Annotated in this window: 8 protein-coding genes; 2 read left to right on the plus strand and 6 right to left on the minus strand. The window is 72.0% G+C overall.

Annotated features, from left to right (window positions below; all coding sequences use genetic code 11):
* Positions 1–95: 95 nt before the first annotated feature.
* From ACZ52J_RS24275 to pulA, 3 genes are all read right to left on the minus strand, one after another.
* The gene (locus ACZ52J_RS24275; protein WP_465621610.1) at positions 96–1,832 is read right to left on the minus strand and encodes a carbohydrate-binding module family 20 domain-containing protein; all 1,737 of its coding nucleotides are present in this window, start codon (positions 1,830–1,832) and stop codon (positions 96–98) included.
* A gap of 302 nt (positions 1,833–2,134) precedes the next feature.
* Positions 2,135–4,468, minus strand: coding sequence for a M4 family metallopeptidase (locus ACZ52J_RS24280; protein WP_465621612.1), 2,334 nt, complete (start codon positions 4,466–4,468; stop codon positions 2,135–2,137).
* 659 nt (positions 4,469–5,127) lie between these two features.
* Complete coding sequence (pulA, locus tag ACZ52J_RS24285; protein ID WP_465621614.1) at positions 5,128–10,650, minus strand: pullulanase-type alpha-1,6-glucosidase; 5,523 nt, start codon at positions 10,648–10,650, stop codon at positions 5,128–5,130.
* Between the two features lie 317 nt (positions 10,651–10,967).
* Between pulA and ACZ52J_RS24290 the strand changes: the two genes are divergently transcribed.
* Positions 10,968–11,936: a phosphatase PAP2 family protein gene (locus ACZ52J_RS24290; RefSeq protein WP_465621616.1), complete on the plus strand. Its 969-nt coding sequence runs from the start codon at positions 10,968–10,970 to the stop codon at positions 11,934–11,936.
* 133 nt (positions 11,937–12,069) lie between these two features.
* On the opposite strand, the gene ACZ52J_RS24295 is transcribed toward ACZ52J_RS24290, so the two are convergent.
* Positions 12,070–15,093 (minus strand): bifunctional [glutamine synthetase] adenylyltransferase/[glutamine synthetase]-adenylyl-L-tyrosine phosphorylase, encoded by a 3,024-nt coding sequence (locus ACZ52J_RS24295; RefSeq protein ID WP_465621663.1) that lies wholly within the window; start codon positions 15,091–15,093, stop codon positions 12,070–12,072.
* A 262-nt stretch (positions 15,094–15,355) separates the two neighbouring features.
* Between ACZ52J_RS24295 and ACZ52J_RS24300 the strand changes: the two genes are divergently transcribed.
* A complete protein-coding gene (locus ACZ52J_RS24300) occupies positions 15,356–16,102 on the plus strand; it encodes a class E sortase (RefSeq protein WP_465621618.1) in 747 nt (248 codons plus the stop codon).
* Between the two features lie 188 nt (positions 16,103–16,290).
* Here ACZ52J_RS24300 and ACZ52J_RS24305 read toward each other — a convergent pair whose 3' ends face one another.
* Positions 16,291–17,391: a hypothetical protein gene (locus tag ACZ52J_RS24305; protein WP_465621620.1), complete on the minus strand. Its 1,101-nt coding sequence runs from the start codon at positions 17,389–17,391 to the stop codon at positions 16,291–16,293.
* A gap of 268 nt (positions 17,392–17,659) precedes the next feature.
* Entirely contained in the window at positions 17,660–19,021 is a 1,362-nt protein-coding gene (gene glnA, locus ACZ52J_RS24310) for a type I glutamate--ammonia ligase (RefSeq protein ID WP_465621622.1), read from the minus strand.
* Between the last annotated feature and the right edge of the window lie 135 nt (positions 19,022–19,156).

Raw genomic sequence — 19,156 nt, forward strand, 5'->3', positions numbered from 1 at the left:
CCCCTTCGCCCACCGGGGTTTGAAACCGCGCGGCCACCCGTACGAGGGAACCCCGTCAGAGCATGCTGACGGGGTTCCCGGGGACGGCGAGGAGGCTACGGCCGCCAGGTGTCGTTCAGCGTGACGACCCCGCCGGCGGGCACGGTCGCCGTCCGGTTGGCGCCGGACTCCCAGGTCACCGCGCCGTTGGCGTCCTTGCGGACGTACTTGTACTGGACGGAGGTGCCGGCCGGCAGCGAGAGCGCGAGCGACCAGACCGGGTAGCCGGCGGACGAGAGCGGCAGCGCCTTCGCCGGGTCCCAGCCGCCGAGCGCCGCGGCGTCGCCGACCACGTAGACGTTCTGCCCGTACCCGGTGGTCGCGTTGACGTTGAAGGAGGCGCCGGAGACGGTCGTACCCGGCTGGACGTACAGCGCGACCGCGTCGCCCGCGCCGACCGTCGCGGTGAACTGCCCGTTGGCGCCCACCTGGTAGGTCGGGCCGGTGCAGCCGCCGCCCGCCTGCGGGTCGCCGTGCTGGACGTCGCAGTAGGTGCCGGCCGGCAGCCCGGTCTGGAAGGTCTGGGTGATCGCGCCGCTCTCGTGGTTGATCGCGACGTAGCCCTTGTTGCCGCGGCCGAAGGCGATCGCGTTGTTGCCGTCGGACCACCAGTCGGTCACCCCGGTGCCCGCCACGGCGTTGCGGAAGCCGACCATGTTGGCGATCTGCCGCCAGGCGTGGGTGCAGTTCCAGCCGTCCTGGTAGCAGGCGTTGACGGTGCCGCCGTTCGGCGGGCCGTCGTCCTTGTTGGTGAAGGAGTAGCCGGAGTAGACGTTGGGGGCGCCGTACGGCGAGGCCAGAAGGAAGACGTTGGCCAGCGTGTAGGTGTTGCCGTAGGTGTAGTTGAGGGTGGAGCCGTTGCGCTCGGTGTCCCAGTTGTCGATGAAGCTGCGCGCCTGGTCGCTCGGCAGGTAGCCCCAGGAGGCGCCCCAGCCGTTGAGGTTGGCGAGCTTGTCGGCGGTGAACATGCGCTTGAGGTCGGTGCCGACCCGGAACTCGTCCACGTCGCCGGTGCCGGTGTACTCGGTGGGCTGGATCGGCTCGCCGGCGCCGTAGATGACCTCCTGGGCCCAGTAGGCCTTGGGGTTGGCCGTCTTCGCCTTGATCGCGGCGAGGTCGGCGGCGGCGATGTGCTTGGCGGCGTCGATCCGGTAGCCGTCCACGCCGAGCGAGCCGAGGTCGTCCAGGTAGTGCGCGATGGTGGTCTGGACGTACGCGCTTCCGGTGTCCAGGTCGGCGAGGTTCACCAGCTCGCAGTTCTGGATGTTGGCGCGGTTCTGGTAGTCGGAGATCGGCTGGCGGCAGGAGTGGAAGTCCTGGTCCTGGTAGGTGCCGGGGTAGCTGTACTTGGTGTACGCGGTGCCGCCGGTGCCGGTGCCGGAGCCGGCCGACATGTGGTTGACCACCGCGTCGGCGATCACCTTGACCCCGGCCGCGTGGCAGGTGTCGACCATGTTCTTGAAGGACGTGCGGTCGCCGAGCCGACCGGCGATCCGGTAGCTGACCGGCTGGTAGGAGGTCCACCACTGCGGGCCCTGGATGTGTTCCTGCGGCGGAGAGACCTCGACGAAGCCGTAGCCCTTGGGGCCGAGCGTCGAGGTGCAGGCCTGGGCGACCGAGTCGAAGCGCCACTCGAAGAGGGTGGCGGTGACGTCCTTGCCGTTGTTCGCGGGCGGGGAGGCCTGGGCGGCGGGGGCACCGAGGGTGGTGCCGAACGAGAGCGCGAGCGCCGCCGAGGCGGCGAGCGCGCCGGCCGCGCGGGCGGGCCGGCGGGTGGGGGCGGTGGTGACCACGTCGTCTCCTGGGGGTGGCTGGGGTGGGGCAGCCGGTGGTGAATCCTGCAGGAAGTTTCTGTAACTTGCCGGAAACTTGCAGCGCTGAACCTAGAGTCACCGGGAGGCACCGTCAAGGTCCCTGGAAGATACGTTTCTGCATCACCACGTTCCGCATCACCACGTTCCGCATCGCCGCGCTTCTGTATCGACCGCAGCGGGACAAGCTGGAACGGGACACACGACAAGGGCCCGGCAGCCGTAGCCGCCGGGCCCCTCACCTGTCCTGGCTCACCGGCCCCTCAGGGGGAACCGGTCCGGGTTCAGCCGGTCTGGACGGAGGTGTCGTCGATCACGAAGCTCGTCTGCAGCGAGGAGTCCTCGACCGCGTTGAACTTCACGGTGACCGTCTGGCCCGCGTAGGCCGACAGGTCGAAGGTGCGCTGCTGGTAGCCCGCCGCGGCGTCGACGTTGGAGTACGTCTTCAGCGCGGTGCCGTTCACCGACACGGTCAGCTTGTCGTACGCGGTGGTGCCCGACTCCGCGGTGTCGACGTGCAGCCAGAAGCTCAGCGTCGCCTTGCAGCCCGCCGGGATGCTCACGGTCTGCGACACCGTGTCGGTGTGGGAGGAGCCGTAGCCGTCCATCCACGCCTTCCAGGAACCGCCGTGCGCGGCCTGGCTGGAGCTGTTGTCGACCACGCCGGAGCTCGCCGTCCACGGCGCCGCCGAACCGGTCTCGAAGCCCGGGTTGCCGAGCAGCTGCGCCGGGGTGCAGCCGCCGCCACCACCGCTGGTCACGGTCCAGGTGAAGCTGGTCGTGCCGGACTTGCCGGCCGAGTCCTTGACCGTCACGGTGACGTTCGAGGTGCCCGCGGCGGTCGGGGTGCCGGTGATCGCGCCGGTCGAGGCGTTGATGGCCAGGCCCGCGGGCAGGCCGGCCGCCGAGTACGACAGCGGAGCGGTGCCGCCCGAGGCCTTGATGGCCAGGTTGACCGCGGTGCCGACGGCGGTGGACTGGTTGCCCGGGTTGGTGACGGTGACGCCGCCCGGGTTGGGCAGCCCCCCGACGTTCACGGCGGCCCAGGCGGTGGCGACCGCGTTGTACTCGGCGCTGTTCGCGCCGTACAGGTCGGTGGCCGCGCTCAGGGTCGCGGTACGGGCGGCCGCATAGTTGGTGGTGGAGGTCATGTAGGCGGTCAGCGCCTTGTACCAGACCTGCGCTGCCTTGTCCCGGCCGATGCCGGTGACGGTGATGTTGTTGACCGTCGGGCTGTTGTAGCTGACGCCGTTGATCACCTTGGCGCCGCTGCCCTCGGCCAGCAGGTAGAAGAAGTGGTTGGCGACACCGGACGAGTAGTGCACGTCCAGGTTGCCGACGCCCGAGTACCAGGAGTCGGCCGAGGTGCCGTCCTTGGAGGGCTTGTCCATGTAGCGCAGCGGCGTGCCGTTGCCGTTGATGTCGATGAGCTCGCCGACCAGGTAGTCCGGGTTGTCGGCGGGCAGGTTGGCGTAGAACTCGACCATGTTGCCGAAGATGTCCGAGGTGGCCTCGTTGAGGCCGCCGGACTCGCCCGAGTAGTTCAGGTTGGCAGTGGCCGCGGTGACGCCGTGGCTCATCTCGTGGCCCGCGACGTCGAGCTCGGTCAGCGGGTGGGTGTCGCCCGAGCCGTCGCCGTAGGTCATGCAGAAGCAGCTGTCGTCCCAGAAGGCGTTGACGTAGCCGGTGTCGTAGTGGACCCGGCTCATGGCGCCGACGCCGTCGTTGCGGATGCCGTTGCGGCCGAAGGTGTTCTTGTAGAAGTCCCAGGTGGCGGCGGCACCGAACTGGGCGTCGACGGCGGCCGACTCGCGGTTGCTGGCCTGGCCGTTGCCCCAGGTGTCCGAGGACTTGGAGAACAGCGTGCCGTTGCCGGAGGTGCCGTTCTTCATGTCCGTGGAGTACTGGCCACCACGGGTGGCGTCCTTGAGCGAGTAGGTCGAGCCGCTCTGGGTGGTGGTCAGCGGCACGTTGCCGACGAAGACGCCGGTGCCGGAGCCGCGCTGGATGCCGTCGGCCTTGCTGAGCACGTCACCGGTCTTGGCGTCGGTGACGACGTGCAGCTTGCTCGGGGTGCCGTCGGACTCGCGGCCGGCGATGACCGTCTCCCAGGCGAGCTTGGGGGTGCCGTCGGCGGCCCAGACGACCAGCCGCGGCGCGGTGTCTACGGAGCCCGCCTCGGCGGCCAGCGCGGCGGCCTGGGCCTTCGGCGCGGCCAGGGCCGGGGTGGTCTCGACGCCCGCGAGGTCGGCCTGGCTGGCCTTGGTCACGCTCTTGGTGGCGCCGGCCGCGTCCTGGTGGACGATCAGGTCGCCGCCGAGGACCGGGAGTCCGGCGTAGGTGCGCTCGTAGCGCAGGTGGCGACCACCGTTGGCGTCCTGGACGACGTCCTTGGTGACCAGCTTCTCCTGGCCGCTCAGGCCGAGGGCCTGGGCGAGGGAGGCGGTCTGCTGGTTCGCCGAGGCGATCAGCGCGGCCCGGGTGGTCTGCTGGGCGGCGACGGCGGCCGGCGCGTCCGCGGTGGCGGCCTGGGCGATGACCGGTATGCCGGTGACCAGCAGCGCGGTGGAGGCGGCCATGACGACCGCCGCCTTCCGGGCGTGAGCGTAACGGGACATGCGGACTCCTTTTCCGACCGGCGCTGGGTCGCGCCGGTGGAGAGAAACCTGGGCCGCGGGGTTGCGGCGCAGTGGGGGCCCCCGCCGGGTGCGACGGAGGTGCGGTAGCGGGTTGCGGTGCTCACAACCCGTTGCAGGGTCAGGACGCGCTGCACCTTGGCGGAACAGCTGCACCGGGAGGTGGGGCCCCCTCGTCTGCAGCCGGACGAATCGTGGCAGCAAACCGGCCGCCGATGACAGATGCATGCCACTGATTGGCCGATTCATTACCGAAACCGTATGCATGGTGGTTCGTCAGTTGTGCTAAGTGATTGCAAACTCATGAACACGGTTTTCATGCTCCGGACAAAGTTCGATCACCACCGGCGGTCACTGACCAGCACTCAGAACCACCGCCCGTACCGCCGAGTAGCGGACAGCGCCGGGCGAGCGCGGCACGTCACAGTTCCGGCCGTGCCAGAAGCGGTTTCCGGCCACACTGCGACCGGAACGGAACCAGGCCCCGCTCCACCTGAACGGCGGTGCGGGGCCTGACAGTTGCACGGGTATACGGACCAGTACCGCATCCGTGCCGGCTCGGATGGCGAATCGGGTGCCATACCGGGTGGCGGATCGGGTGCCGTACCGGGCGCCGGCTCGTCACCCGTCCGGTACCGGACTCAGCGCTGGACGAACACCGCCACGGTGCGCCCCGGCACGGTGAACGTGCCGGTCGCGGCGTCGAAGCCGGACTGCTTCACCACCTGGTCCGCCCCGCCCGCCTGGACGGGGTGCAGCGCCTGGCCCGTCCCCCGCAGCGCCGCGACGGTCTGCGCCTGCGCGGTGGGCGTGGCGTTGAAGACCACCGTGATGCCCTTCTCCGCCCCCTTCAGCCCGGTGCCGTCCAGGTGCAGGGTGATGACCCCGGGCGTCTCGCCGGCGGTGCCGGAGAGCGGGTACGAGAGCCGCTGCTGGACGGCGGCCAGGGTGGGCAGGGAGAACAGCGGCGAGGACTGCTTGATCCGCAGGAACTCCTGGTACTGCGCCGAGGCCGCCCGCATGTCGGTCGCGCCGACGGTCAGCTTCGGGTTCGCCAGCAGGGACTGGGCGGTCGGCCACATCCCCTTGTTGTCGGCCGCCGGCGGCAGGCCGCGGCCCCAGCCGTTGCCGGCCACCGCCCCCGTCGCCGGATCGGGCCAGTGGATCGCGTTGAACCAGTCCCCCGAGTCGTAGGAGTTGGAGTCGAGCGACTTGGAGCGCAGCAGGTCGCTGCCGGCCTGGGCGAAGCCCGCGCCCTGGGTGAGCGCGGTGAGCGAGAGCCCGAGCGCCTGCATCCGGGCCCGGTCGGCGGGTTCGGTGCCGGTCGGCAGCTTGTACGCGAGCGCGTCGAAGAGGTCGGTGTTGTCGTGGGCGTCCACGTACTCCACCGCCTCGCCCGGCTTGGCCGCGTATCCCGTCGGGGAACCGTTGTAGTCGACCTGGGCGCCGGTGACGGCTTTCCCGGAGCTGTCGGTGAAGGAGTACCCGGCCAGGTTGCCGGTCAGCCCCACCTTCAACTGGTCCATCTGGTGCAGCAGTCGGGCCTTCTGCTGCTCCGGGGTGCCGTTCGCGGGTGAGCCGTTCGGGTCGGTGAACAGGCCCGAGGCGAAGCCCTGCTGCGGCGCGGAGTCGAGCATGAAGTTGCCGCCCCGCGCGGCGTCGCGCATCCGGTCGTCGAAGGTGGCGATGCCGGTGCCGGCCATGTTGAGCTGGGTGGCCTGCTCGAACCGGGCGTTGTTCGCGACGGCGCCGAAGTTCCAGCCCTCGCCGTACAGGAGGACGTTCTTCCCGTCCACGCCGTCCGAGTCCGGGGTCATCTTCCGCAGCGCGGCCTGCACGTCCAGCATGGTGGACTTCGGGTCCAGGCCCATCAGGTCGAAGCGGAAGCCGTCCACCTTGTACTCGCGGGCCCACAGGGTCACCGAGTCGACCACCAGCCGGTTCATCATGGCGTGCTCGGGCGCGGTGTCGGCGCAGCAACTGTCGGCCGTCACCTTGCCGTTGGCGTCCAGCCGCTGGTAGTAGCCGGGGACGACCTTGTCCAGCACCGAGTGCTCGGCCTGCCCGGCGGCGGCGGTGTGGTTGTAGACGACGTCGAGCACCACCCGCAGCCCGGCCGCGTGCATCGCCTGCACCATCTGCCGGAACTGCACGGTACGGGCCGTGCCGGCCGGATCCGTGGCGTACGAGCCCTCCGGCACGTTGTAGTGCAGCGGGTCGTAGCCCCAGTTGTAGGCGTCGTCGGCGGCGACGGCCGCCACGCACTCCTGCTGCTTCGGGCCGTCCGCGGGAAGGGACTTGAGGTCGCACGCGGGCAGCTTCTGGTCGGCCCGGTTCTCCCGGATGGTGGCGATGTCGAAGGTCGGCAGCAGGTGGATCGTGGTCACCCCGGCCTTGGCCAGGTCCCGCAGGTGCTGCATGCCGGCCGACTGCGACTCGGTGAACGCCAGGTAGGTGCCGCGCTCGGCGGCCGGGACGGTGGCGTCCTCGACCGAGAAGTCCCGGACGTGCAGCTCCTGGATCTGCTGCTGCCCGGGCGGGACGGCCTGCGGGCGGGCGTGGTCGTCCCAGCCCGCGGGCTTGAGCGCCTTGGCGTCGAGGTCGGCGACCAGGCTGCGCCCGGAGTCGGCCGACAGTGCCACCGAGTACGGGTCGGTGACGGTGTTGACCACCACCTGCTGCACCGAGGGCGCCCAGACCTTCACCTGGTACAGGTAGTACTTGCCGTCCAACTCCTTCTTGTCGCGGACGACCTCCCACACGCCGGTCTCGTCGTCCTGCTTCAGCGGCAGCGTCCTCGGGATGCCCCCGGCCGGGCCGTCGAAGACCTGGACGGACACCTCCTGCGCGGTCGGCGCCCAGAGGGACAGCGCCACCTTGCCGTCGTAGTACGCCGGGCCGAAGTCGACCTTGGCGGTCTTGGCGGCGTACAGGTCGTCCAGCACGCCCGGGAGTTGGACCCCGGTCGCGGCCGACACCGCGCCGCTGGGCAGGTGTTCGGTGAACAGCAGCTGGCCGCGCAGCGCGGCCGGGATCCTGGCGGTGTCCCGGGCGTCCACGGTGAAGGCCCGGTAGCCCGCCAGGTGCGGGAACTCGGCCTTCTGCGCGTCGGTCAGTCCGCCCTTGACCGGGGTGAGCCGCAGCCACTGGCCGGGCTTGGTCAGCACGCCCTTGTCGGCCCGGATGCCGCCCGCCGGGTCGTACACCAGCTGGGCGCTGGTGCCGCCGGCCAGGGCGTCGTCGCCCGCGCCGTAGTTCGCCGGGACGACGACGGTCTTCGCGTCGATCCACTGCGCCTTGGCGGTGCCGAGGTCCAGCTGCGAGGAGGCGGCCGGGTTCTGCGGCAGCAGGTGGCCCTCGCGGCCGCCGAGGATCCAGACCTCCTTGCCGTCGACCGCGAAGTCGAGCGACTGGTCGGCGGGCAGGTCCTTGTCGTTGCCCTTGTGCAGGATGTAGCTGAGGCTGGTCGCGCCGGGGGCCAGCGGCACCTCGAAGACGGCGCCGAAGGCGTCGCGGCGCACCGGCGTCAGGGGCTTGCCCCAGTCGGTGGGGGTGGCGGCGCCGGTCCAGTCGTGCAGGCCCCAGCCGTCGTAGTCGCCGTCGGCCCGGTTGTAGTGGATGACGGCGGTGTTCGCCGGCTGTGTGTTGCCCGGGCCGGGGTCGGCGGTGCGCACCGCGGGGTCGCCCTGCTTGAGCCACACCTCGCCGGTGCTGCCGAGGTCGATGTGCCGGTCGGCGTCCACGTCCTTGACGCCGTTCTTCTCCACGATGAACCCGACGTCCGAGGCGCCGGGCTTCAGCCGCACGTACGCGAAGGCGCCGTACGCGTCGCGCCCGGTGAAGCCGTGCCCGGCCGGCCACGGGGTGGCCTCGCCGTCGGCGAGGTCGCCCCAGGCGTAGAGGTTCCAGCCGTCGTAGTCGCCGTCCGGCCGGTTGTAGTGGACGACGGCGTAGGGGCGGGCGCCGGCGGTGGGCACCGGCTTGGGCGCGGGGGTGCCGGTGGTGAAGCTGCCGGTGGCGGAGCGCAGGTGGCCGCTGGAGTCCTGGACGACGGCCTTGTACCGCACGACCGTGCCGGGGGCGACGGCGCTCAGGTCCTGGGTGACGAGGTACTTCCCGGTGTCGGCGGTGCCCAGCGTCTGCCAGGCCCCGTTGCCGATCTGGGCGGCGAAGGTGACCCGGTCGAAGCCGCCGCCGTCGACGTGGGCGCCCACCGTGACGAGCCCGGTGGAGCCGTCCGCGGGCGGCTGCACCGCGATCTGCGGCGCCGCGCCGACGGCCGCGAGCCTGCCGCCCGCCTTGAACACGACGGAGGAGAGCGCCGGCACGGTGACGGTCACCTTGCGGTCGGGGCCGCTGGTGACGCGGTCCCCGGCCGCCGGGTGGATCCGGTCGAAGCCCATCCCCGCGGAGAAGGTGTCCAGCGTGACGGTCTTCGCCTCGGTGGCGTTGTTGACCGCCACCAGGTACTCGACCTGCTGGCCCGCGTCGATCCGGGAGAAGGCGTAGACGCCGGCGCCGTCGGTGGCGTACCGCTCGATCTGGGCGCCGTCGGCCAGCGCCGGGTTGTCGCGGCGCAGCTTGGCGAGCCCCGCGATGCCCTGGTAGAGCTCGCCGCCCTGCCCGTACCGGTCGGCCGGGCCTGAGGTGCCGCCGAGCACCCGGTCGCTGTTGTAGGAGGGCGTCCTGGAGGCGAACAGGTCCTGCCGGGCGTCCTTGTCGCCGCCGGCGCCGGTGAAGCCCTGCTCGTCGCCGTAGTAGACGACGGGCTGGCCGCGGGTGAGGAACTGCAGCTCGTTGCCGAGCCGGTCCTTCTTCAGCAGGGTCGCCTCGTCGGCGCCCGGGTTGTCGGCGAGCAGGAAGGAGCCGAAGCGGCCCATGTCGTGGTTGCCGAGGAAGGTCGGCAGCTCGTACGCGTCGGTGTCGGCGCCGGTGTAGCGGTAGTCCTGGCCGTAGACGTCGGCGAGGGTCTTCGCCGAGCCGCCCTGGGAGACGTACGAGCGGGCCGCGCCCTGGAACGGGAAGTCCAGGGTCGCCTGCAGCTTGCCCTTGGTGACGTAGGGCGAGGTGATCGCCGGGTCGCCGGAGTAGACCTCGCCGAACATGAAGAACTTCTTGTTGCCCTGCCGGGCGGCGAAGTCCTTGAGCGCGGGCGCCCACTGCTGCCAGAACGCCATGTTGACGTGCTTGACGGTGTCGATCCGGAAGCCGTCCACGCCGGCGTCCTGGACCCACTGCTGGTAGACCTTCTCGAAGCCCTTCACCACCCGGGGGTTCTGGGTGTCGAGGTCGTCCAGGCCGCTGAAGTCGCCCTCGGTGGCGGACTCGCCGACGAAGGTCGAGTCGCCCCGGTTGTGGTAGAGCGAGGGGTCGTTGAGCCAGGGCGGGGTCTTGGCGTTCGCGTCGCCGGGGTTGCGGAAGACCGGGGTGTAGGGGAAGGAGTCCTTGGTGGTCCGCGGCCAGGGGGTGCCCGCGTCGGCGACGGCGGTCTCGTCCACCGGGTTCCCGTCCGCGTCGAGCGTCGGGTAGGCGCCCGCCGAGCGGTAGCCGTGCTGCTGCTCGGCGTCGTCGATGACGTCGGCGGTGTGGTTGGTGATGACGTCGAAGAAGACCTTGATGCCCCGGGCGTGCGCCTTGGCTATCAGGTCCTTGAGCTGCTCGTTGGTGCCGAAGTGCGGGTCGACCTGGGTGAAGTCGGTGATCCAGTAGCCGTGGTAGCCGGCCGAGGCGTCCGCGCCGCTGCCCTGCACCGGCTTGTTCTTGAAGATCGGCGCCATCCAGATCGCGGTGGTGCCGAGGTCCTGGATGTAGTCGAGCTTCTGGATCAGGCCGGCCAGGTCGCCGCCGTGGTAGAAGCCCTTGTCGGCGGGGTCGAAGCCGTTCTCCAGCCGCCCGCCGGTGATGCCGCCGGTGTCGTTGGCCTGGTCGCCGTCGGCGAAGCGGTCGGGCAGGACGAAGTAGAACTGCTCGCGGGTGAGGTCGTGCCGCCCGGCGGTGGCGGCGAGCGCGGTGTCCGAGGGCGGGGCCGGCGGGGCGGCGGCGTGGGCCGCGGGGACGCTGCCGAGGGTGGCGGCGGTCAGCGCGGCGGCCAGCAGGACGGCCGTGCGGCCTGGCCTGCGGGGGGTTGTTCTGCTCCGTCGGGGGCGGAGCGGGACATCGGCCACTGAGGGCTCCCTTAGGGGAAGGGGCGATCGAGTTTCCAGGAAGCTAGCGGCCTGCAATATGTTTCAGCAAGATGCAGAAACCGTTTCGTGCCGGGAAAATCCAGGCCGGCGGCCGTCTCCGGCCACCCCGATTACTCCCCCGGAGCGACGGGCGTGACAATGGGACGTATGTCCGTCCCACCGGTATGCCCCAGAACCCTGCGCACCCCCTCCCCCGGTGGGAGCCGGCCCCTAGCCCTCAAGGGGGACAGCCGGTGAAGAATCCACTTCCAGAGGATGAGCAGACGGCTACGAGCGGTCTGGCAGACTTCTCGACCATGGGGGAACCGACCGAGATCCAGCGAGGCGACGCCCGGCGCGCCGACGCGGCCAGCGGTGGCGGTTCCGAGGCAGCGACGGCCGTCCCCGGCCGCGTGCCCGACGGAGCCACCCGCGCCGCGCAGTCCCGTACCGCGGCCCTGCGCCACCGTTTCCGCGAGCAGCGCCGTTCACCGGCCCGACCGCGGATCTGGATCGAGCTGGCCCTGATCGGGATCAGCTACTGGATCTACTCGATCGTCCGCAACGCGGTCCCGCAGCAGGAATCGATAGCCCAGAAGCACACGCGCTGGATCTGGGAGCTCGAGCAGCACCTCGGCATCGCCGTCGAGCGCTCGGTCAACCACGCCGTGGACGGCGTCGGGTGGCTCATCACCGGGATGAACTACTACTACGCCACCCTGCACTTCGTGATCACGATCGGCGTCCTGGTCTGGCTCTACCGCAGCCACCCCGGCCGCTATGTCGCGGCCCGTACCGTGCTGTTCGTCACCACCCTGATCGCCCTGGTCGGCTTCTACGCCTTCCCGCTGGCCCCGCCCCGGCTGATGACCGACGGCGGCTTCATCGACACCGTGAAGACCCACGGCACCTGGGGCTCGTTCGCCTCCGGGCCCGCCGCACACGTCTCCAACCTGTACGCCGCGATGCCCTCGATGCACATCGGCTGGTCGATGTGGTGCGGTCTGGCGATCTTCTTCCTGGCCCGCCGGAAGTGGGTCAGGGCACTCGGCCTGATGTACCCGGCCGCCACCCTGGTGGTCATCGTCTCGACCGCCAACCACTTCTGGATGGACGCCGTCGGCGGCGAGATCTGCCTGAGCCTGGGCTTCCTCACCGCCCGCTGGCTGTACCACGAGTGGGTCTACAAGCTGCCGCAGGTGCCCGCCCGGGAGGCAGCGGCCGAGCAGCCGATCACCGTCCCGGAGCAGTGGAGCGAGCCCGCGGCCAGCAGCGCGCGCCGGTAGCGGCAGCCGCGAACGGACCACGACGAAGGGGCCCCGCACAGGGGCCCCTTTCGCGTACCCGGAAGTCACGCGCCCGGAGACGGCCGGAGACGGGCGGAGGCCGTCAGCGGCGGCCAGCGGCGGTCAGCGGCCGTCAGAGGCCGTAGAACAGCCGGTCCACCACGGCCCGGGCCCGCCGGGTGGTCCGCCGGTAGTCGTCCAGCAGCTCCCCGCTGTGCCCGGCGCCGTACCCGAGGTAGCGGGCCACCCCGGCCAGCTCCCGGGCCTCCCCCGGGAAGCTGTCCCCGGGCCGGCCGCGCACCAGCATCACCGCCGCCCGCACCCGGGAGGCCAGCACCCAGGCCGCTTCCAGCACCTCCGCGTCCTCCGGCTCCACCAGCCCGGCCGCGACCGCGGCCGCCAGCGCCGCCCTGGTCCGGGTGGTGCGCAGGGCCGGCAGCTCGTGGCCGTGCCGCAGCTGGAGCAGCTGCACCGTCCACTCCACGTCCGCCAGCCCGCCCCGGCCGATCTTGGTGTGGGTGGTCGGGTCGGCCCCGCGCGGCAGCCGCTCGGCCTCGATCCGGGCCTTGATCCGGCGGATCTCCACCAGGTCCCGCTCCGGCACCCCGTTGCCCGGGTAGCGCAGCGGGTCGATCAGCTGCCGGAACCGCGTGCCCAGCTCCTCGTCCCCGGCGACCGGCTCGGCCCGCAGCAGCGCCTGGCTCTCCCAGGCGTGCGACCAGCGCCGGTAGTACGCCGCGTACGAGGCGAGGCTGCGCACCAGCGGTCCGCTGCGCCCCTCCGGCCGCAGGTCGGCGTCGACCAGCAGCGGCGGCTCGGTGGACGGCGCGCCCAGCTGGGCGCGCAGCTCGTGGCAGACCGCCTGGGCGGCCCGGGCGGCCTCCTGCTCCAGCGAGCCGAGCAGCGGCTCGTGGACGAAGAGCACGTCCGCGTCCGAGCCGTAGCCCAGCTCGTGGCCGCCGAAGCGGCCCATCGCGACCACCGAGATCCGGGTCGGCAGGTCCCCGTTCTCGGCCTCCCAGCCCGCGACGCAGGCCCGCAGCGCGCCCTGCAGGGTGGCGGCGTTGAGCGCGGTGAGCGCCTCCCCGGCGGTGTCCAGCGCCTCGGCGGGGTCCTCCCCGAGCCGGCCGAGGACGTCCGCGGCGGCCGTCCGGAACAGCTCCCGGCGGCGCACCGAGCGGGCGGCGGCCACCGCGGCGGTGGTGGACCCGGCCCGGCCGACGGCGGCCAGTATCTCCGACTGCAGCGCCGCCCGTCCGCGCGGTTCCAGCCCGTTCGGGTCGCCGAGCATGGCCACCGCCTCGGGGGCGCGCAGCAGCAGGTCGGGCGCGAGCCGGCCGGCCGAGAGCACCCGGGCCAGCTGTTCGGCGGCGGCGCTCTCGTCCCGGAGCAGCCGCAGGTACCAGGGGGTGCGGCCGAGCGCGTCGGAGACCTGGCGGAAGTTGAGCAGCCCGGCGTCCGGGTCGGCCGAGTCGGCGAACCAGCCGAGCAGCACCGGCAGCAGGGTGCGCTGGATCGCGGCCTTGCGGCTCACCCCGGAGGCCAGCGCGCTGATGTGGCGCAGCGCGGCCGCCGGGTCGGTGTAGCCGAGCGCCTCCAGCCGGGCCCGCGCGGCGTCCGGGGTCAGCCCGGCGGCGCCCGGCGGCAGTTCGGCGACGGCGTCGAGCAGCGGCCGGTAGAACAGCTTCTCGTGCAGCCGCCGGACCTCCACCGCGTGGCGCTTCCACTCCCGCTCCAGCGCGGCCACCGGGTCGGCGCGGGTGTCGTCGTTGATCAGGGTGGCCAGCGAGCGGGCCAGCCGGCGCCGGTCCTCGGCCCCGGTGGGCATCAGGTGGGTGCGGCGCAGCCGGTACAGCTGGATCCGGTGCTCCAGCGAGCGCAGGAAGCGGTACGCGGTGTCCAGCGAGGCGGCGTCCGCCCGGCCGACGTACCCGCCCCGGGAGAGCGCGGCCAGCGCCTCCAGGGTGTTGCCGCTGCGCAGCGCCGGGTCGGTGCGGCCGTGCACCAGCTGGAGCAGCTGGACGGAGAACTCGACGTCGCGCAGCCCGCCCGGGCCGAGCTTGAGCTGGCGGTCCAGCTCGGTGACCGGGATGGAGTCGATCACCCGGCGGCGCATCTGCTGGACGTCGGTGACGAAGTTGTCCCGGGCGGCGGCCTGCCAGACCAGCGGGGCGAGCGCCTCGATGTACGCGGCGCCGAGTTCGGCGTCCCCGGCGACCGGGCGGGCCTTGAGCAGCGCCTGGAACTCCCAGGTCTTGGCCCAGCGCTGGTAGTAGGCGAGGTGGCTGGCCAGGGTGCGCACCAGCGGGCCGTTGCGGCCCTCGGGGCGCAGGTTGGCGTCCACCGGCCAGATGGTGCCCTCGCCGGTGGTGTCCGCGCAGAGCCGGGTGAGGGCGGCGGCCAGTCGGGTCGCGGCCCGGACCGCCTCGTGCTCCTCCACGCCCTCGCGCGGCTCGGCGACGAAGATGACGTCCACGTCCGAGACGTAGTTGAGTTCGCGGCCGCCGCACTTGCCCATGCCGATCACCGCGAGCCGGCAGGCCGCGGCGGCTTCCGGGTCATGCTCGGCGGCGAGGTCGAGGGCGGTCTGCAGGGTGGCGCCGGCCAGGTCGGCGAGTTCGGCGGCGGTCCGGGCGAGGTCGCTGGTGCCGGTCAGGTCGCGGGCGGCGATGGCGAGCAGGCAGCGGCGGTAGGCGATCCGCAGCGCGTCCGCCGGGCCGGGGCCGCCGCCGCGGACGCCCTCGGACAGGGCGCGGCGGAAGTCCTCCGGGCCGGGGTGCATGTCGCGCAGCTCGAAGGTGACCAGGGTGTGCCAGTCGTGCGGGTGCCGGGCCAGGTGGTCGCCGAGCGCGGTGGAGACGCCGAGCACGCCGAGCAGCCGGTCGCGCAGCGGCTTGGAGGTGGTGAGGGTGTCGCGCAGGGTGTGCCGGTCGGCCTCGTCGGCGGCTTCCATCAGCCGGGCCAGGCCGAGCAGCGCGAGGTCGGGGTCGGCGGTGGCGCCGAGCGCGTCCAGCAGCACGGGGTCGTCGGCCAGGCCTTCCAGCCCGGGGCCCTCCAACAGCCGCACCGCCCGCGCCGGGTCGCCGAACCCGCGCCGGACCAGCCGGTTCTCCGGCTTGCTGACCCGGCTCCCGGCCCGCTGCTCGTCCACCGCCATCGGCCCCTCCATCCGTCCGCTCCAGCAGGTTACGCGCCTGCGCGGCCCACCGCCGGACGGCCCACAGGTCGAGCCCGCCCGTCACCGGTCGGCCGGGCGGAGGGGCCCCGGCCGCCGGCGTGGCGTGTCGGCTTGCCCGCCGACTCGCGGGCGCGGTGGAGTACGCGCATGACCAGCCGGGACGCCCCCGGCGGCGGCTCCCGCGCCGGGTGCCTCCCCGCCCGGGTCCGCCCCTGCGCTCCCCCATCCGAAGGGACGACCCATGGCGACCGAGCACCCGGCCGGGGAGCCGACCGCACGCCGACGCCCCCTCCGGGGTGTGGTCGGCGTGCTCGGCGACGTGCTGTTCACCATCGGTGTGCTGCTGGCCCTGCTGGTCGTCTACTCCCTGTGGTGGACGAACCTCACGGCCGCCCGGCACGCCGGCCTCGCCGCCGAGCAGCTGCGCAAGTCCTGGTCGGCGACGGCCCCGACGCCCGCACCGACCGGCGCCGCGGGCACCGCCGCGCCGCCCCCGTTCGACGCGGGCGGGGGCATCGGTTTCCTTCACGTGCCGGCCCTCGGAGCCGGCTACCAGGTGCTGATCAAGGTCGGTGCCGACGAGGACACCCTCGCGGACGGGGTCGCCGGCGCCTACACGGAGCCTTACCCCTCGGCCATGCCCTGGGAAGCCCAAGGCAACTTCGCCCTCGCCGCCCACCGCGACGGGCACGGCGCCAAGTTCCACGACCTGGACCGGCTGAAGCCGGGCGACCCGCTGGTCGTGGAGACCCGCGACCGCTGGTACGTCTACCGCGTCGATGCCACGCTGCCCCAGACCTCCAAGTACGACACCGGGGTCATCGCCCCCGTGCCCACCGGCTCCCCGTACACCGAGCCGGGCCGCTACATCACCCTGACGACCTGCACGCCGGTCTACACGTCGCTGTACCGGATGGCCGTCTGGGGCAGCCTGGTCCGGGAACAGCCGGTGGACCCGGGCCGTACGCCGCCCCCCGAGCTGCGCTAGCGGGGCCCTCGAAGGGGCGCAGGCGGTGACACCGACGCACGACCGACGGGCGGTGCGCCCACAGCGCACCGCCCGTCCGTCACTCGATACTCGGCAACCGCCGGCGCACCAGCCCCTGGTTCGCCGTCTTGCCCGGCCGTTGACCGGCCGGGCGGGGCGCTACCCGGCACCCCGGGGGACGGTCCCGGTCATGCACGCCGTCGGCTGACCCGCATGGCTGCCGCGCCCGCCGCGAGGAACGCCGCCGAGAGGCCGATCAGCACCGGCGCCTCCTGGCTCCCCGTCTGGGCCAGCTCCTCGTGGCTGTGCCCGGCCGGGCGCTGCTCGCCCGCGTTGTGGTGCCCGCCCTTCGCCTCGTGCTCGTGGCCGCCCAGGTGGACCGTCTTGTACGGCGCTCGCTCCTCCGCGACGAACTTGACCTTGTTCACGTTGTGCGAGGCCTGCTTGTTCGAGTTGCTGGCGCTGTTGTTGAGGTTGTTCTGCACGGTGACGGTCACGTCGACGTGCTGGCCTTGGCCCTGGGACTGGTTCTGCTCGCCGTGCTGCCCCTGCTCCTGCCCGCCGTGCTCACCGTGCTCACCGTGCTCACCATGCTCACCGTGCTCACCATGCTCACCGTGCTCACCATGGCTGACGTGCTCGCAGGGGCGGCAGGAGCAGCCGGGGCCGTGGTGGACGCCGTGGCCGTGCTTGCCTTCGTCGCAGCGCTTGCCGCTACCGGCCGACAGGCCCTCGGGGAGCGCGAGCGTCGACGGCTGGGCCACGGGCCGACCGCGCTCGGCTCCTTCCTCGCTCGGCTGACCCACTTCGTCCTGCTTGGTTCCTTCCTCGCCCGGCTCGCCCGCCTTGTCCCGCTCGGGGGCGTCGGCCGGCTTCGCGCCGTCCACCGCCGGAACGTCGACCGGCTTCGCGCCGTCCACCGCCGGAACGTCGACCGGCTTCGCGCCGTCCACCGCCGGAACGTCGACTGGCTTCGCGCTGTCCGCCGCCGGAATGTCGGCCGAGGTTCCGTCGATCTCGGTGCCACCGTCGGTTCGGTAGGTCTGGCTGAACACCGGCCCGGACTTGAGGGCACCACGGCCGCTGAAGGCCAAGGTGCCGGTGGCGTCGCCGTTGTCCCTCTCGGCCTGACGAAGGAGGCTGTCGACCCATTCGCCCTGGGCCCCAGCCGATTCGGAGGACGCGCTGTGGTCGACGACGGGCGAGGCGTAGGCCGCGGAGCCGGCACCCCACACGAGGGCGGCCGAGGTCAGTCCGGACAGGACCAGGGTGGTGATTCGAATACGCATGACACTCCAGGATGATCCGCAAACGGACCTTCTGGATACGCCTCTCCGTCACCCGGTCACGGCTCGCATCGCTGCAGAGTAACCGCATTGGCCCAACGGATTAACGTGCGCGGGGGATGCCGCCCGTCCAACCCACCAACAACGTAGGACCGCCTGACGGTTCGCTCAAGGCGGCCGAGGCGCGGATCCGACCGCGGTCCGGTCGGCCACACGAGCGGCGTGGGCCTGGTCCGACCGGACCAGGCCCACGCGATGACCGACGGATCCGTCAGAGCACCTGGAGGTTCTTCCGCAGCTCGAACGGGGTGACCTCGGAGCGGTACTCCTCCCACTCCTGGCGCTTGTTGCGCAGGAAGAAGTCGAACACGTGCTCGCCCAGCGTCTCGGCGACGAGTTCGCTGCGCTGCATCAGGTCGATGGCCTCGCCGAGGTTCTGCGGCATCGGCTGGATGCCGAGGGCGCGGCGCTCGGAGTCGGACAGCGCCCACACGTCGTCGTCGGCACCGGGCGGGAGCTCGTAGCCCTCCTCGATGCCCTTCAGGCCGGCCGCGAGGGTGACGGCGTAGGCGAGGTAGGGGTTGCAGCCGGTGTCGAGGGAGCGGACCTCGATCCGGGTGGAGCCCTGCTTGCCCGGCTTGTACATCGGCACCCGGATCAGCGCCGAGCGGTTGTTGTGGCCCCAGCAGATGTAGGACGGCGCCTCGCCGCCGGCCCCGGCGGTGCGCTGGGAGCCGCCCCAGATCCGCTTGTAGGAGTTCACCCACTGGTTGGTGACGGCGGCGGTCTCGGCGGCGTGCTTCAGCAGGCCGGCGATGAAGGATCTGCCGACCTTGGAGAGCTGGTACTCGGCGCCGGACTCGTGGAAGGCGTTGCGGTCGCCCTCGAACAGCGAGAGGTGGGTGTGCATGCCGCTGCCGGGGTGCTCGGAGAAGGGCTTGGGCATGAAGCTCGCGTGCACGCCCTGCTCCAGCGCGACCTCCTTCATGACCAGCCGGAAGGTCATGATGTTGTCGGCGGTGGACAGCGCGTCGGCGTAGCGCAGGTCGATCTCCTGCTGGCCGGGGGCGCCCTCGTGGTGCGAGAACTCGACCGAGATGCCCATCGACTCGAGCATGGTGATCGCCTGGCGGCGGAAGTCGTGGCCGACCCCGCGCGGGGTGTGGTCGAAGTAGCCGGACTGGTCGGCGGGGATCGGCGCGGTGCCGTCGCCGGGCAGGTTCTTCAGCAGGAAGAACTCGATCTCCGGGTGGGTGTAGAACGTGAAGCCCTGCTGGGAGGCCTTCTCCAGGGTGCGCTTGAGCACGAACCGGGGGTCGGCGTAGGACGGTGAGCCGTCCGGCATCAGGATGTCGCAGAACATCCGGGCGGTGCCCGGGGTCTCCGAGCGCCACGGCAGGATCTGGAAGGTGGTCGGATCCGGCTTGGCGATCATGTCGGACTCGTACACCCGGGCGAAGCCCTCGATCGCGGAGCCGTCGAACCCGATGCCTTCCTCGAAGGCCTGCTCCAGTTCGGCCGGCGCCACCGCGACCGACTTGAGGAACCCGAGCACGTCGGTGAACCACAGCCGGACGAACCGGATGTCACGCTCTTCGAGCGTCCGAAGCACGAACTGCTGCTGCTTGCCCATGGGGACAGTCTCACCTCTGCTCTTTACGCTCGTGTTACGCCCGGGCGGCCTCCGGAAGACCCCTGGCGGCGAATGCCCCCATCATGGCCGATCACCGCCCGGTCCGGCAGTGCCGACCCCCTGGATCGGCCCTGG

Source organism: Kitasatospora sp. NPDC034035 (assembly GCF_055575755.1).